The sequence below is a fragment of the Nocardioides sp. genome (genome assembly GCF_036503465.1).
Lineage (GTDB): Bacteria > Actinomycetota > Actinomycetes > Propionibacteriales > Nocardioidaceae > Nocardioides.
On sequence record NZ_DASXWU010000090.1, the window covers coordinates 21,325 to 33,993 of the forward strand.

General features: G+C 71.5%; 12 protein-coding genes. 3 read left to right on the plus strand and 9 right to left on the minus strand.

Annotated features, from left to right (window positions below; genetic code table 11):
* Window positions 1-53 precede the first annotated feature (53 nt).
* Genes VGK78_RS16585 through VGK78_RS16595 form a run of 3 tightly spaced genes read right to left on the minus strand, consistent with a single transcriptional unit; the run spans window position 54 to window position 1,903 of the window.
* Window positions 54-944, minus strand: coding sequence for an NAD(P)-dependent oxidoreductase (locus VGK78_RS16585; protein WP_331528828.1), 891 nt, complete (start codon window positions 942-944; stop codon window positions 54-56).
* Between the two features lie 11 nt (window positions 945-955).
* Complete coding sequence (locus VGK78_RS16590; RefSeq protein WP_331528829.1) at window positions 956-1,312, minus strand: sterol carrier family protein; 357 nt, start codon at window positions 1,310-1,312, stop codon at window positions 956-958.
* A 12-nt stretch (window positions 1,313-1,324) separates the two neighbouring features.
* Complete coding sequence (locus tag VGK78_RS16595) at window positions 1,325-1,903, minus strand: helix-turn-helix domain-containing protein (protein WP_331528830.1); 579 nt, start codon at window positions 1,901-1,903, stop codon at window positions 1,325-1,327.
* Between the two features lie 69 nt (window positions 1,904-1,972).
* Here VGK78_RS16595 and VGK78_RS16600 point away from each other — a divergent pair, with 69 nt between their 5' ends.
* Window positions 1,973-3,241, plus strand: coding sequence for an MFS transporter (locus VGK78_RS16600; RefSeq protein WP_331528831.1), 1,269 nt, complete (start codon window positions 1,973-1,975; stop codon window positions 3,239-3,241).
* Window positions 3,242-3,244: 3 nt separating this feature from the next.
* Here VGK78_RS16600 and VGK78_RS16605 read toward each other — a convergent pair whose 3' ends face one another.
* Complete coding sequence (locus tag VGK78_RS16605; protein WP_331528833.1) at window positions 3,245-3,628, minus strand: MarR family winged helix-turn-helix transcriptional regulator; 384 nt, start codon at window positions 3,626-3,628, stop codon at window positions 3,245-3,247.
* Window positions 3,629-3,677: 49 nt separating this feature from the next.
* On the opposite strand from VGK78_RS16605, the gene VGK78_RS16610 reads away from it, so the two are divergent.
* A complete protein-coding gene (locus VGK78_RS16610) occupies window positions 3,678-5,501 on the plus strand; it encodes a chloride channel protein (RefSeq protein ID WP_331528834.1) in 1,824 nt (607 codons plus the stop codon).
* 20 nt (window positions 5,502-5,521) lie between these two features.
* Here VGK78_RS16610 and arfB read toward each other — a convergent pair whose 3' ends face one another.
* The 5 genes from arfB to VGK78_RS16635 all read right to left on the minus strand — a co-directional run bounded on the left by arfB (window position 5,522) and on the right by VGK78_RS16635 (window position 11,044).
* Window positions 5,522-5,950, minus strand: a complete 429-nt coding sequence (gene arfB, locus VGK78_RS16615) for an alternative ribosome rescue aminoacyl-tRNA hydrolase ArfB (RefSeq protein WP_331528835.1) — start codon at window positions 5,948-5,950, stop codon at window positions 5,522-5,524.
* Window positions 5,950-6,684, minus strand: coding sequence for an alpha/beta hydrolase (locus VGK78_RS16620; RefSeq protein WP_331528836.1), 735 nt, complete (start codon window positions 6,682-6,684; stop codon window positions 5,950-5,952). The genes arfB and VGK78_RS16620 overlap by 1 nt, the downstream gene beginning before the upstream one ends.
* Before the next feature lie 102 nt (window positions 6,685-6,786).
* Complete coding sequence (gene purL, locus VGK78_RS16625) at window positions 6,787-9,042, minus strand: phosphoribosylformylglycinamidine synthase subunit PurL (protein ID WP_331528837.1); 2,256 nt, start codon at window positions 9,040-9,042, stop codon at window positions 6,787-6,789.
* A 91-nt stretch (window positions 9,043-9,133) separates the two neighbouring features.
* Window positions 9,134-10,429, minus strand: a complete 1,296-nt coding sequence (locus tag VGK78_RS16630; RefSeq protein ID WP_331528838.1) for a peptidase C39 family protein — start codon at window positions 10,427-10,429, stop codon at window positions 9,134-9,136.
* A gap of 66 nt (window positions 10,430-10,495) precedes the next feature.
* A complete protein-coding gene (locus tag VGK78_RS16635) occupies window positions 10,496-11,044 on the minus strand; it encodes a helix-turn-helix domain-containing protein (RefSeq protein ID WP_331528839.1) in 549 nt (182 codons plus the stop codon).
* 117 nt (window positions 11,045-11,161) lie between these two features.
* Between VGK78_RS16635 and VGK78_RS16640 the strand changes: the two genes are divergently transcribed.
* A complete protein-coding gene (locus VGK78_RS16640) occupies window positions 11,162-12,646 on the plus strand; it encodes an MFS transporter (RefSeq protein WP_331528840.1) in 1,485 nt (494 codons plus the stop codon).
* Window positions 12,647-12,669 lie beyond the last annotated feature (23 nt).

Consider the following 12,669-nt stretch of genomic DNA (forward strand, 5'->3'; position numbering starts at 1 on the left):
CCTGACGTCGCGAAGAGCCGGGTCAGCGCTTCCTGACGTCGCCAAGAGCCGGGTCAGCGTGCGACCACGTTGCGGAGGGGTCTGCCGTCGCGGAGGCGTTCGAGCTGGTCGCGGACGAGGGCGGCCATCCTCGGCAGCATCGCGGTGGTACCGCCGGCGATGTGGGGGGTGATCAGCATTCCGGGGGCGGACCAGAGCGGGTGGTCGTCGGGGAGCGGCTCGGGGTCGGTGACATCGAGGGCGAACCGGAGCCGGCCGGCCTCGGCCAGGACGGCGTCCGTGTCGAGGAGTGCGCCGCGGCCTACGTTGACGACCAGAGCTCCGTCGTGCAGGCGGGCGAGGAAGGCCGCGTCGACCGCGTGCCGGGTCGCCTCGGCCAGTGGCAGCACCACGACCACTACATGCTGGGCCGACCAGTCGACGAGATCCGCGGTCACCACGCGGCCCACCACGTCGTCCTCGCGAACCGAGGTGGCGACGCCGGAAACCACCGCTCCGCAGGCCAGCATCCGACGGGCGATGGAACGACCGATCGAGCCGTAGCCGAGGATCGCCACCCGGCTGTCCGCGAGGCTGCGTCGCGTCGTGTCCTGACGCCAGTGCCCCGCCTCACGGACCGCCACGTCGATGCCGCGCAGGGAGGCGATGGTGAGCCCGAGGGCCAGCTCGGCGGTGGCGTCGTCGTGGACTCCCCGCGCGCTGAGCAGGTCCAGGCCAGGTGGCACGAGGTCGATGACGGCGTCGTACCCCGCCGTCTGCAGCTGTACGGCGCGCAGCCGCGGGAAGTCCACCAGCTGACGCACCGTCGATCTGGCCCGGACGTAGTCCGGCACGACGAGCTCGATCTCCGCCACCCGCGCCGGCAGGCCGTCGCCGCGTGGCCACACCACCAGGTCGACGCCGTCGACCTGACCGACGGCATCCGCGAGTGCGTTCGACTGCACGGCGGCGACGATCACGTGGCCGCCAACGGCAGCAGCGGCGACAGGTCGGCCCGCTCCCCGCTCGCCCGCACCCGCCCTTCGCGCTCGGCATCCGCCCAGTCGAGTACGCCGGTCGCCAGGTCGATCCACGTGGCCGCGTCCAGCTCGACCACGGCCGGCGGGGTGCCCCGGGTGTGCCGGACGCCCGCGACCGCCTGAACGGCGGCGTACGGCGGAATCCGGACCTCGACCGACGAGCCGGGCGAGCGCTCGGCGAGCACGGCCAGGAAGTGCTTCACCAGCAGTCGCGTCTGCTCCGGGCTGCGCGGCTCCGCCTCGAGGGCGTCACGCACGTCGGCGTACGACGCGGGCCGGAGTCGTGCGGGCACGAGCCCATCGAATCACGCGTCGGGTCGCTGCTCCGGATAGGGCTGTACGAGGGCGAAGAACTCATAGGTCTTCCGGTCCCCGTCCCTGCCTCGGGTCTTCTGCGTCCACCGGTCCAAGAGGTCGCTCAGATCGCTCATGAACTCATCGCCGTCGTCCTTGGTGAACCGGAACGACTCCTCGACGACCGCGTAGAAGGTGCCCTTGGTTTTCTTCTTCGGCGCGAAGGCACGGTCCACGAGGAGGTGTGCCCACGACGCCTTGTTCCGCATGAAGACGGTCATCGCGGCCTTGCCGCCGGGCGAGGCCTCGAGCTCGTCCTCGTCGAGGTGGAGCTCGCTCGAGACGCCCCGCCACACGCGGTCGCGCCCGTCGCGGGCCAGCTCCGGCGCCGGCTCGACCAGGCCGTACTTGGCGAGCTGCCGGAGATGGAAGCTCGCCTGGTTGGCCGGGATCTCGAGCATCTTCGCCACGTCGGCCGCCCGGAGCGGGCCGGCGGCGCGGAGCTCGTCGAGGATGCGGCTCCGCAGCGGGTGCGCGATCGCGCGGAGGACCCGTGGGTCATGGGTTCGTCGCGGCTTCCTGCGTGCCATACCGTCACGATAGCAGAGTTCCGCACGAATACTTGCGCAATTAATCTTGCGCAATATATGGTGCGCAACATGACCGGCTACCGACAGCTCGCCCGCAACCGAGACTTCACGACCCTCTGGGTCGGCGAGACCATCAGCGAGCTCGGCTCGACGATGTCGCTCTTCGTCTTTCCGCTCCTCGGTTACCACCTGACCGGCTCCACGGCCGTCGCGGCGATGCTCGAGGCGCTCGGCCTGCTGGGCATGGTGGCGATGATGCTGCCGGCCGGCATCCTGGCCGACCGGTACGACCGCCGCAAGCTGATGCTCGCCGCCAGCGCGACGGGCGCCCTGCTCTACGGCAGTCTCGCCCTCGCCGGCTCGCTCGGCGTCCTGACGGTCCCCCACGTCGCGGTCGTGGCCCTGCTGACCGGCATCGCCCAGAGCGTGTTCCAGCCCGCGCAGATGGCCGCGATCCGCACGGTCGTCCCGACCGAGGACCTGCCCACGGCGTTCAGCCAGAACCAGGCCCGCCAGCACATCGCCTCGCTGCTCGGCGGACCCCTCGGCGGTCTCCTGTACGCCGTGCGCGCGTGGGCGCCGTTCGCAGTCGACACGATCTCCTACTGCGTCTCCTGCCTCACCCTCAGCCGCCTCCGCACCGACCTCCGCCCGCGTCCCCGCAACGGTGCCCCGACCCGCCCACTGGCGCAGGTGAAGGAGGGCTACCGGTTCATCTGGCACCAGCCCTTCATCCGCACGCTGATGGTCTGGTCGGCGATCAACAACCTCGTGATCAACGCGTGCTTCTTCGTGGTGAGCATGCGGATGATCCGCAACGGCGTGCAGCCGGCCCAGATCGGCCTGGTCTCGACCTTCGCCGGCATCGGCGGGATCCTCGGCGCGCTGGCCGCGCCGTACGTGATCGACCGGATGCGCACCGGCGCCCTGACCGTCGTGATCGGCTGGATGTGCGTCCTGCCGCTGCTGCCCCTGATCTTCTGGTCGGCCCCCTGGGCAGCCTGTGTCTCGGTGTTCCTCCTTCTGCTGCTCAACCCGGCCGGCAACGCCGGCATCGGCGCCTACCGCGCGGCGATCACCCCGGACCACCTCCAGGGCCGGGTGGGTTCGGCCCTCAACTTCGTGAACATGGGCTCGATGCCGCTGGCGCCGGTGGTCGGCGGCCTGCTGCTGAGCGGCTTCGGCGGCACGGCGGCGATCGGCGGGCTCGTGACCGTGACCGCGGTCGCGGCGATGATCCCGACGTTGAGCCGGACGATGCGTTCGGTCCCCCGTCCGGCCGACTGGCCGCGCCCGGACCGCGAGGTGGCGCCGGCACAGCCGGCGGTCGCGGGCTGATCGTCACAGCTTGCCGAGGAGGGGGCGGAGCCGCTTCAGCTCCGCCAGGTGTACGGCGGTCAGCTCGCGCAGGACCCGCTCCCCCTCGGCGGTCAGCCTCAGCCGCACCTTGCGGTGGTCCGTCTCGTCCTGAACGCGCTCCACGAAGCCGGCGTGAGCCATCCGGTCGACGAGCTCACCGGCGGTGTGCGGTCGGACCAGCAGCGCCTCGGCGACCTCCCCGATCGGCGGGCCTCCCGGCGTGGCGGACCCGCGGACGGCGAGCAGGAGCTGGTGCTGCGCATGGGTGAGGCCGTGCTCGGCGGCGGCCTCGCGACTCCACTGGTCGAACCTCCGCAGCGTGGTGCGGAACGCGAGGAGTTGGCGGTACTGCCCGTCAGTCGGCATCCTAGGATCCTATTACCTCGTAGTCCGATATATCTCTCATGAGGTGACCGTGTCCTCCCATGTCCGGGACGTCCGCGACGTCCGTCACCTCGGCGACTTCTCCGCCTCGCCGAGAATGCTGTTGATCACCGCCCTGGCGTTGCCGATCGGAGGTGCTGCCGCCGTCGTCTCGTGGGCGCTGGTGCGGCTGATCGGCCTGATCACGAACCTCGTCTTCTACCAGCGGGTGACGACCAGTCTGGTCGCTCCGGGCGCGGTGCACCACAACCCGGCGCTCGTGCTGTTCGCGCCCGCGGTCGGCGGCCTTGTGATCGGCCTGATGGCCCGCTACGGCTCGGAGAAGATCCGCGGGCACGGCATGCCCGAGGCCATCGAGTCGATCCTGATGGGTGGCAGCAAGGTCGCGCCTCGCGTCGCCCTGCTCAAGCCGATCTCGTCGGCGCTGGCGATCGGCACCGGTGGGCCGTTCGGCGCCGAGGGCCCGATCATCATGACCGGCGGGGCCATCGGTTCGCTGTTCGCCCAGTTCCTGCACCTGACCGCGGACGAACGCAAGACGCTGCTGGTCTCCGGCGCGACCGCCGGAATGGCGGCGACCTTCAACGCACCGCTGGCGTCGATCCTGCTGGCCGCCGAGCTGCTCCTGTTCGAGCTCCGTCCGCGCAGCCTGGTCCCCGTGTCCGCAGCGGTGTGCGTCGCGACGGTCGTCCGCGGTCCGCTGCTGGGGCATGGGGCCATCTTCCTCAGCACGGGTCCGCTGCACCTCGACACGCCGACGTACGCCCTCTGTGTCGTCTCCGGTCTCGTCTCCGCCCTGCTCGCCCTGGTGGCCACGCTGCTCGTCTACGCATCCGAGGACGCGTTCCGACGGCTTCCGCTGCACTGGATGTGGTGGCCGGCCGTCGGGGGACTGGTGATCGGCATCGGTGGCCTGGTCGAGCCCCGCGCACTCGGCGTCGGCTACGACGTGATCGACGCCGAGCTGACCGGCTCGATCGCCCTCGGCACGGTGGTCGGCATCCTGATCGTCAAGACCCTGATCTGGTCGTTGTCGCTCGGCTCCGGCACGTCGGGTGGCGTGCTGGCGCCGATGTTCATGATCGGTGGCGCGCTCGGCACGCTCGAGGCCCAGGTCTTCCCGCACGTCGGCGCCGGCTTCTGGGCCCTGGTCGCGCTGGCCGGCGTGCTCGGAGGCGTGATGCGCTCGCCGCTGACCGGCGTGGTGTTCTCGCTCGAGCTCACCCACCAGTACGCCGCTCTGCTCCCCCTCGTGATCGCGGCCACCACGGCGTACGCCGTCTCGGTCCTGATCCTGAAGCGCTCCGTGCTCACCGAGAAGATCGCGCGTCGTGGCTACCACCTGAGCCGGGAGTACGACGTCGACCCGCTCGAGATCGTCTTCGTCGGCGAGGTGATGACCACCGACGTCGTGGAGCTGGCGCACGACCTGGACGCGGTCGACGCGCACGCGGTGCTGGCCGACCCCGCCGGCGACTACGCCGCCTGGCGCCAGCAGCTCTATCCGGTGATCGGTCCCGACGGACTGGTCGGGGTGGTGACCCGCGGTGCGCTGTTCGAGGCCCGGTCGGCCCGGCCCACGGCGCCGGTCTCCGACCTCGTCGTGGTCGACCCCGTCGTCACCCATGCCGACCAGCCGCTGCGTCACGTTGCGGAGCTGATGGCCTGGCATGACGTGACGACGATCCCGGTGCTCGATCGCGGCGACTCCGGCCGCGTGGTCGGCGTGGTGACCCTGCCCCAGCTCCTGATCGGGCGCACCCGCGACCAGCAGGAGGCGCGTGAGCGCCAGCGCGTCCTCCGGGTCCGGCTGGTCGGCCGGACGGAACGCAGTGCCGCGACCGACCCGGCCTGATCTCCTGCGGTCGCGTGCCGTCAGTCCCAGCGGCCGCCGCGCCGCCGCTTGGTCTCCGCGCGATGCTTCTTCTCGTCGAGCCGGCGCTGGTTCGCGGCCCGTGACGGCTTGGTCGGCCGACGCTTGCGTGGCGGAGGTGCCGCCGCCTCGGTCAGCAGGGCGGTCAGGCGCTCACGCGCGGCTCGGCGGTTGGCCAGCTGCGCGCGGTGCTCGGAGGCCGAGACCGTGACGACCCCGTCGACGAGCCGGCCCGCGAGGCGTGCCAGCATCCGGGCGCGCGTGGTCTCCGGGAGCGACGGCGAGCGCAGGACGTCGTAGGAGAGCTCGACGCGCGAGTCGGTGGTGTTCACCCCCTGGCCGCCGGGGCCTGACGACCGCGAGAACCGCTCGGCCAGCTCGCCCTCGGGGACGACGATCGAGCGGCCGATGCGCAGACCCTCGGTGTCCATCACAGGCGCTCGAGGATCTCGAGCGTCAGCCGCCAGGCCTCGGACGCCGGCTCGATGACCACGAAGTGGCCGCCCTCGACCTCGGTCAGCTCGGCCTCGGCTCCGGCGGCCCGTGCGGCTGCGACGTACGCCCGGGACTGGGTGACCGGCACCGCGTCGTCGTCCCGGGCGTGGACGCAGTGGACCCCGATGTCGAGCGGGACCTGGCGGATCGGGTCGAGGGGGTCCTCCTCCGGGCCGGGTGGGTGTCCCAGGAGGGCGCGGACCGCGCCGCTGCCCAGCTGTTCGTCGTACGCCGTCCTCAGGTCGACGACGCCCGCCTGCGACACGACCCCCGTCAGCTCGACCTTCGCGGGCCACCTCTCGAATCGACCGCGCGAGGCGGCCCACGTCGCGAGGTGTGCGCCGGCCGAGTGGCCGACCGCGATCACCTTGGTCAGGTCGAGGTCCTGGTCGGCGAGCGCGTCGATGGCCGCCGCGACGTCGTCCATCGTCTCCGGGCTGCCGCCACCGTTGCCGACCCGGCGGTACTCGATGTTCCACGCGACCCATCCGTGCTCGACCAGGCTCTCGGCGAGCGGCCGTCCGAGGTCCAGGTCGTAGCGGGCGCGCCAGAAGCCGCCGTGGATGACGACCACGACGCCCTTCGGCGTACCGCCTGGCAGGCTCAGCTCCGCGAACTGGCTGGGGTCGGCGCCGTACCGGACGACCCGCGCCTCGTTCACGACTCGCATCCTCGCACCCGGTCGTTGCTTGTAACGCCCTGTTATCCACGGCAACGCCCCGGCACGGCGGCGCCCGGGTGCGGATAACAGGGCGTTACAAGCGATCAGCGCTCAGCCGAAGGCCGCCGGCAGCGTGCCTCTCCATGCGGCCGAGAGCTCGTCGAGCGGGATCTCGAAGCGGTCGGTGACCGTGAGCGACGAGCCACCGGTGCGTCCGATCGGGCCGGCCGGGACCCCGAGCGACGCTGCCATGGTCAGGAACGGGTCCAGGCGGTCGTCGGGCACCGTGACGATCGCCCGCGCCGCCGACTCGGAGAACAGTCCGACGAACGGGTCGCCCATCAGCGACACCGTCGCGCCGATGCCCTGGCGCAGGCACGACTCGACCAGCGCCTGGGAGAGGCCGCCCTCGGACATGTCGTGGGCGCTGGTGACGTGGCCGCCGCGCGCGCCCTCGACCAGGAGTCGCGCCAGGTTGGCCTCGGCGCGCAGGTCGATCCTCGGCGGATGCCCACCGAGGTGGGCGTGGACGACGTGGGCCCACTCCGACCCGGACAGCTCCTCACGCGTCTGTCCGAGGTGGACGATCGCCTGGTCGGGGGCGACGAACCCGGTCGGGGTGCGCCGGCGTACGTCGTCGATCACGCCGAGCACGGCGACCACCGGCGTCGGCAGGATCGGGGCGTCGCCGGTCTGGTTGTACAGCGAGACGTTGCCGCCGGTCACCGGGACCCCGAGCGTCGTGCACGCGTCCTTCAGGCCGCGGCAGGCCTCGGCGAACTGCCACATCACCGCCGGGTCCTCCGGCGAGCCGAAGTTCAGGCAGTCGGACACCGCCAGCGGCATCGCCCCGCCGCACGCCACGTTGCGGTGCGCCTCGGCGAGCGCGAGCTGCGCGCCGGCGTACGGATCGAGCTTGCAGAAGCGGCCGTTGCCGTCGGTGGCGACGGCGACGCCGAGGTGGGTGTCCTCGTCGACGCGCACCATGCCGGTGTCGGAGGGCTGTGCGAGGACGGTGTTGCCCTGGACGTACCGGTCGTACTGGTCGGTGATCCACGACTTGTCGCACAGGTTGGCCGATGCCGCCAGGCGCAGCACGGTGTCGCGCAGCTCGCCGTCGTCGGCGGGTCGCCGCAACGACTCGGCCGCGTCCTGCTGCAGGTCGTCCTGCCAGGCCGGTCGCGCGAAGGGCCGCGAGTACGTCGGGCCGTCATGGGCGACCGACCGCGGTGGTACGTCGACGACGCGCTCGCCGTGCCACTCGATCTCGAGCCGTCCGGTCTCCGTCACCTCGCCGATCACCACCGCCTCGACGTCCCACTTCGCGCAGATCTCCAGGAAGCGCTCGACGTCGCCCGGCTCGCAGACAGCCATCATCCGCTCCTGCGACTCGCTCATCAGGATCTCCTCCGGCGCGAGCGAGGAATCGCGGAGGGGGACCAGGTCGAGCGAGACCCGCATCCCGCCGTCGCCGGCGCTGGCCAGCTCGGACGTCGCGCAGGAGAGGCCGGCGCCACCGAGGTCCTGGATGCCGGCGACGACCCCGGCCGCGAAAAGCTCGAGCGTGCACTCGATGAGCAGCTTCTCCATGAACGGGTCGCCGACCTGGACGCTCGGCCGCTTCGCTGGACCGGTCTCGTCGAAGGTCTCCGAGGCCAGCACGCTGACCCCGCCGATGCCGTCGCCGCCGGTGCGCGCGCCGTACAGGATCACCCGGTTGCCCTCACCGGACGCCTTGGCGAGGTGCAGGTCCTCGTGCCGGAGGACTCCGACGCAGAGCGCGTTGACCAGCGGGTTGCCGGCGTACGACGGGTCGAAGACCGCCTCGCCGCCGATGTTGGGCAGGCCGAGGCAGTTGCCGTAGCCGCCGACACCGGCCACGATCCCCGGCAGCACGCGATGCGTGTCGTCCGCGTCCAGCGGCCCGAACCGCAGCGGGTCCATCACCGCCACCGGCCGCGCGCCCATGGCCAGGATGTCGCGGACGATGCCGCCGACCCCGGTCGCGGCCCCCTGGTAGGGCTCGACGTACGACGGGTGGTTGTGCGACTCGATCTTGAAGGTGACGGCGTACCCCTGGCCGATGTCGATGACGCCGGCGTTCTCACCGATCCCGGCCAGCATCTTGCCGACGGGCGTCTCCTGCTGGATCTCGCCGAACTGCCGTAGGTGCACCTTGGAGGACTTGTAGGAGCAGTGCTCGCTCCACATCACCGAGTACATCGCCAGCTCGGACGACGTCGGGCGGCGGCCCAGGATCTCGCGGATGCGTTCGTACTCGTCCGCCTTCAGCCCGAGCTCGGCCCACGGCTGCTCGCGGCGGGGATCGGACGCGGCGACCGCGACGGTGTCGAGGGGTTGCACCACGGCAGCAACCTACCTCCGGCGGTGCCGCTGACCTGCACCGACGCGAGCCCGGCCGCCCGCCCGACCACCCTCCCGACTGCCGGTCAGGCCGTCACCAGTTCGCCTCGGCCGGCGCCGGCGGGAGCGGCACGTCGCTCGGGTGGATGACGTAGACGACGCCCTGGCTCGACGTCAGCCACGCGTGCTCGAACTGCGCGCGGTCGTAGGTGACCCGCACCTGGTCGTCGCTGGCGACGAGATGCGAGGCGGGGTCGTTGGCCACGACGTCACCGTCCGCGGTGAAGCCGACGATCGACATCAGGTGGCCGCCGGTGCCGTACCCCGCCCCGTCCAGCTCGTTCTTCTTGAACGACAGCGACACCACCAGCGGGATGCCCGCCTTGATGAACTGCTCGGCCTCGGCCAGGTTCCGCAGCCGGGTGACGAACCCGTCGAGACCGTACGTCGCGGCGTACGCCGTGTTGAACGGCCAGTTGCCCGCGCCGTCGTAGCTGTGGTCGAAGACGTGCCGGGCCGCGAAGTCGACCTGTGGGTCGACGACGTCCGGGTAGCGGTCGCGGACGTACTGCAGCTGCGAGTCCGAGGGGCCGCGTCCCCACGACGCCACCACCATCGAGGTCGACGTCGGGGAGCACCACGCCTCGCCGCCGTTGTCGTACTCCGGGAACTCGCCCCGGTGCAGCTCCTGGGAGTACGTCGGCACGTCCAGCACCACCGATCCCGTCATCGTCGTCGGCGAGGTCGGCTGCTTGGACAGGTCGGGCACCGCCGACGCCATCGCGCCCACCATGCCCAGGCTCGGCGTCACGTCACTGCCCTGCGGACGCATCAGCTCGACTCGCAGCCGGTAGCTGTCGAACGTGACGCCCTGGGCAGCGACGAAGGTGTCGACCGAGACCGTGCCGAGGGTGTCGCCCTGGCCCGACACCGTCGTCGGGTGGAACGCGATGTCGTCGTCGGCCCAGCGACCCATCACGTACCACGTCGACGTCGTGCCGTCGGGTGTCACGCCCTGCAGGTCCACCTCGATCCACGAGCCGCCGGGAGTGTGCGCGTTCCAGGACGCCACCGCCTGGGTGAGCCCGTACGCCGTGTCGACCGGCGGCGAGGTCCAGTCGCCCTCGTCGTAGACGACCGGTGCCGGGTCGGCGGCGTACGGGTCGGTGTAGGTGCGGTGCTGGGTCGGCGCCGACAGGGTCAGCGCCGGACCGCTGTCGATGGTGCCGTCGTACGTCCCGCCGATCGTGTCGTCACGGAAGCTCCACGAGTGGAACGTGACGTGGTCCGGCGCAGGCTCCTTCTTCGCCTCCGCCGCGCCGCCGGGCACGAGCAGGAACGCCGATGAGATGAGCGCCGTCGCGCCGGCCAGGATGACATGTCTGGACATGGATCCCCTTCCCGAGAGTGTGGGGATCACTCTGCCCCTCGGCCCGCCCCGGCGTACAGGACGGGATCAGGCCAACATCCCGTCGGCGATGACCTCGAGCAGCGGGCGTACGGCGGCCCGGTCGAGGTCTGAGTTGTCGGCGACGGAGGCGACGCCACCGACCAGCCGGCACATCTGCACGGCCTCGATCCGATCCCGCAGGGCGTGCTCCTCCTCGAGCCGGTCGACGACCCGCTGGGTCGCGGCGGACAGGACCTGGCACTTGGTGACGATCGGTGAGCTCTCGTCACCCATCGCGCTGGTGATCTTGGCCGGGCCGCCCTTGTGCATGCTGATCAGCGCGACGTAGGTCTCGAACCACGACAGCAGCAGGTCGCGCGGCGCGCCCTCGTGCACGAGCACCTTGTCGACGGCGTCGTTCACCCGGTCGACCCAGCTCTGCAGGATCGCGTCCATCAGCACGTCGCGGCTCGGGAAGTGGCGGTAGAGGGTGCCCGCCCCGACGCCGGCACGCCTGGCGACCTCGTCGAGCGAGGCGTCGTACCCCTGCTCCCGGAAGACCTCGCGCGCCGCCTCGATCAGCCTCTCCCGGTTGCGCAGCGCATCGGCGCGCATAGCCCACCTCTCTTGCCAAACGGAGAGTGTCTCCGTATATTGGTCTCCAACCGGAGAACTTCTCCGTTACAGACTACCTCGGTCCGGGGCTCCGGGCCAGAACAGGATTCCTTCCTCGTGTCTCGTGACAGCACCACCCTCTTCCACCGTTCCCCGCAGTCCAGCCAGCAGCGCCCGACGGAGCTGCCGGCCGACGCCGGCCGCGCCGCGACCGGGATCTTCATCGTGCTGATGGCCCAGCTGATGCTGGTCCTGGACGTCGCGGTGATGAACGTCGCCCTGCCCAGCATCGACACCGACCTCGGGTTCGGGCCCGCGTCGCTCTCCTGGGTGCTCAACGCCTACACGCTCGCCTTCGGCGGGCTCCTGCTGCTCGGCGGGCGGCTCGGCGACGTACGCGGCCGGCTCCGGCTGTTCGAGGTCGGGCTGAGCGTCTTCACCCTCTTCTCGCTGCTCGGCGGTCTCGCGCAGACCCCGACCCAGCTCGTCATCGCCCGGGCCCTGCAGGGCGCCGGCGCCGCCATGGCCGCTCCCAGCGTCCTGGCCCTGCTCACCACCAGCGCGCCCGACGAGGCCGCGCGCAACCGGGCGCTCGCCCTGTTCGGCGCCGTCTCGTCGGCCGGCGCCACGATCGGCCTGCTGGTCGGTGGCGTCGTCACCGACCTCGGGTCCTGGCGCTGGACGCTGTTCATCAACGTCCCGATCGGGCTGGCGGTCCTGGCCCTCGCCAGGCGCTTCGTGACCGAGACGCCGCGCCGGCCCGGCCGCTTCGACCTGGTCGGTGCCGTGACGGCCACGTCCGGCGCAGTGGCGATCGTCTGGTCGCTGATCGGCGCCCCGGAGCACGGCTGGGCGTCGCCGCGCACCATCGGCGGCCTGGTCGTCGGCCTCGTGCTCCTGCTGGTGCTCGGCCGCACGGAGCTCCGTCACCCGCACCCCCTGGTGCAGCCGCACCTGGTCCGCAACCGGCAGCGGGTCTCCGCGCTCGCGGCGATGGCCCTGGTGATCGGCGCCAACCTGTCGATGTTCTTCCTCGTCGTCCAGTACGACGAGCGGGTGCTCGACCTGGGCCCGTTCAGCACCGGACTCGCCTTCCTGCCCTTCAGCCTGGCCGTGTTCGGGATGTCCCGGGTGACCCCGTGGCTGATCAGCCGGATGGGCGCGCGGGCGATGATCATGCTCGGCAGCTCGGCGCTCGTCGTCGCCTACCTCTGGCTCAGCCAGATCAACGCCACCGACACCTATTTCGGGGCCGTCTTCGGTCCGGTGCTGATCTCGGGCCTGGCGACCGGCTTCATCTTCATGCCGATCACGACGACGGTGCTAGGCGGAGTCGAGCCGGAGCATGCCGGGTCGGCCTCCGGCCTGCTGCAGACCACGCAGCAGCTCGGCAGCGCGGTCGGCGTCGCCGCGATCGTCTCGGTCTACGCCAGCGGTGCGGTGCCCGGGCAGTTCGTGCCCGGGGCCCAGGCGGCGTTCCTGACCTCCGCGGCGTTCTCGCTGGCGGCGTTCCTGGTCGCGGCGACGGGGCTCCCGCGGCGGCCGGTGCCACCGGAGGTGTCGGTCCTCGAGGAGGAGCCGGAGCTGGCCGAGGCCGCCTGACCGGCTGGGACGGGTCGTGGGGC

What these genes read in the sequence shown, in the direction of transcription:
- VGK78_RS16595 (WP_331528830.1), bottom strand. Translation starts at nt 1,903, where the DNA reads ATGGCACGCAGGAAGCCGCGACGAACCCATGACCCACGGGTCCTCCGC.
- VGK78_RS16600 (WP_331528831.1), top strand. Translation starts at nt 1,973, where the DNA reads ATGACCGGCTACCGACAGCTCGCCCGCAACCGAGACTTCACGACCCTC.
- VGK78_RS16605 (WP_331528833.1), bottom strand. Translation starts at nt 3,628, where the DNA reads ATGCCGACTGACGGGCAGTACCGCCAACTCCTCGCGTTCCGCACCACG.
- arfB (WP_331528835.1), bottom strand. Translation starts at nt 5,950, where the DNA reads ATGGACACCGAGGGTCTGCGCATCGGCCGCTCGATCGTCGTCCCCGAG.
- VGK78_RS16620 (WP_331528836.1), bottom strand. Translation starts at nt 6,684, where the DNA reads ATGCGAGTCGTGAACGAGGCGCGGGTCGTCCGGTACGGCGCCGACCCC.
- VGK78_RS16630 (WP_331528838.1), bottom strand. Translation starts at nt 10,429, where the DNA reads ATGTCCAGACATGTCATCCTGGCCGGCGCGACGGCGCTCATCTCATCG.
- VGK78_RS16635 (WP_331528839.1), bottom strand. Translation starts at nt 11,044, where the DNA reads ATGCGCGCCGATGCGCTGCGCAACCGGGAGAGGCTGATCGAGGCGGCG.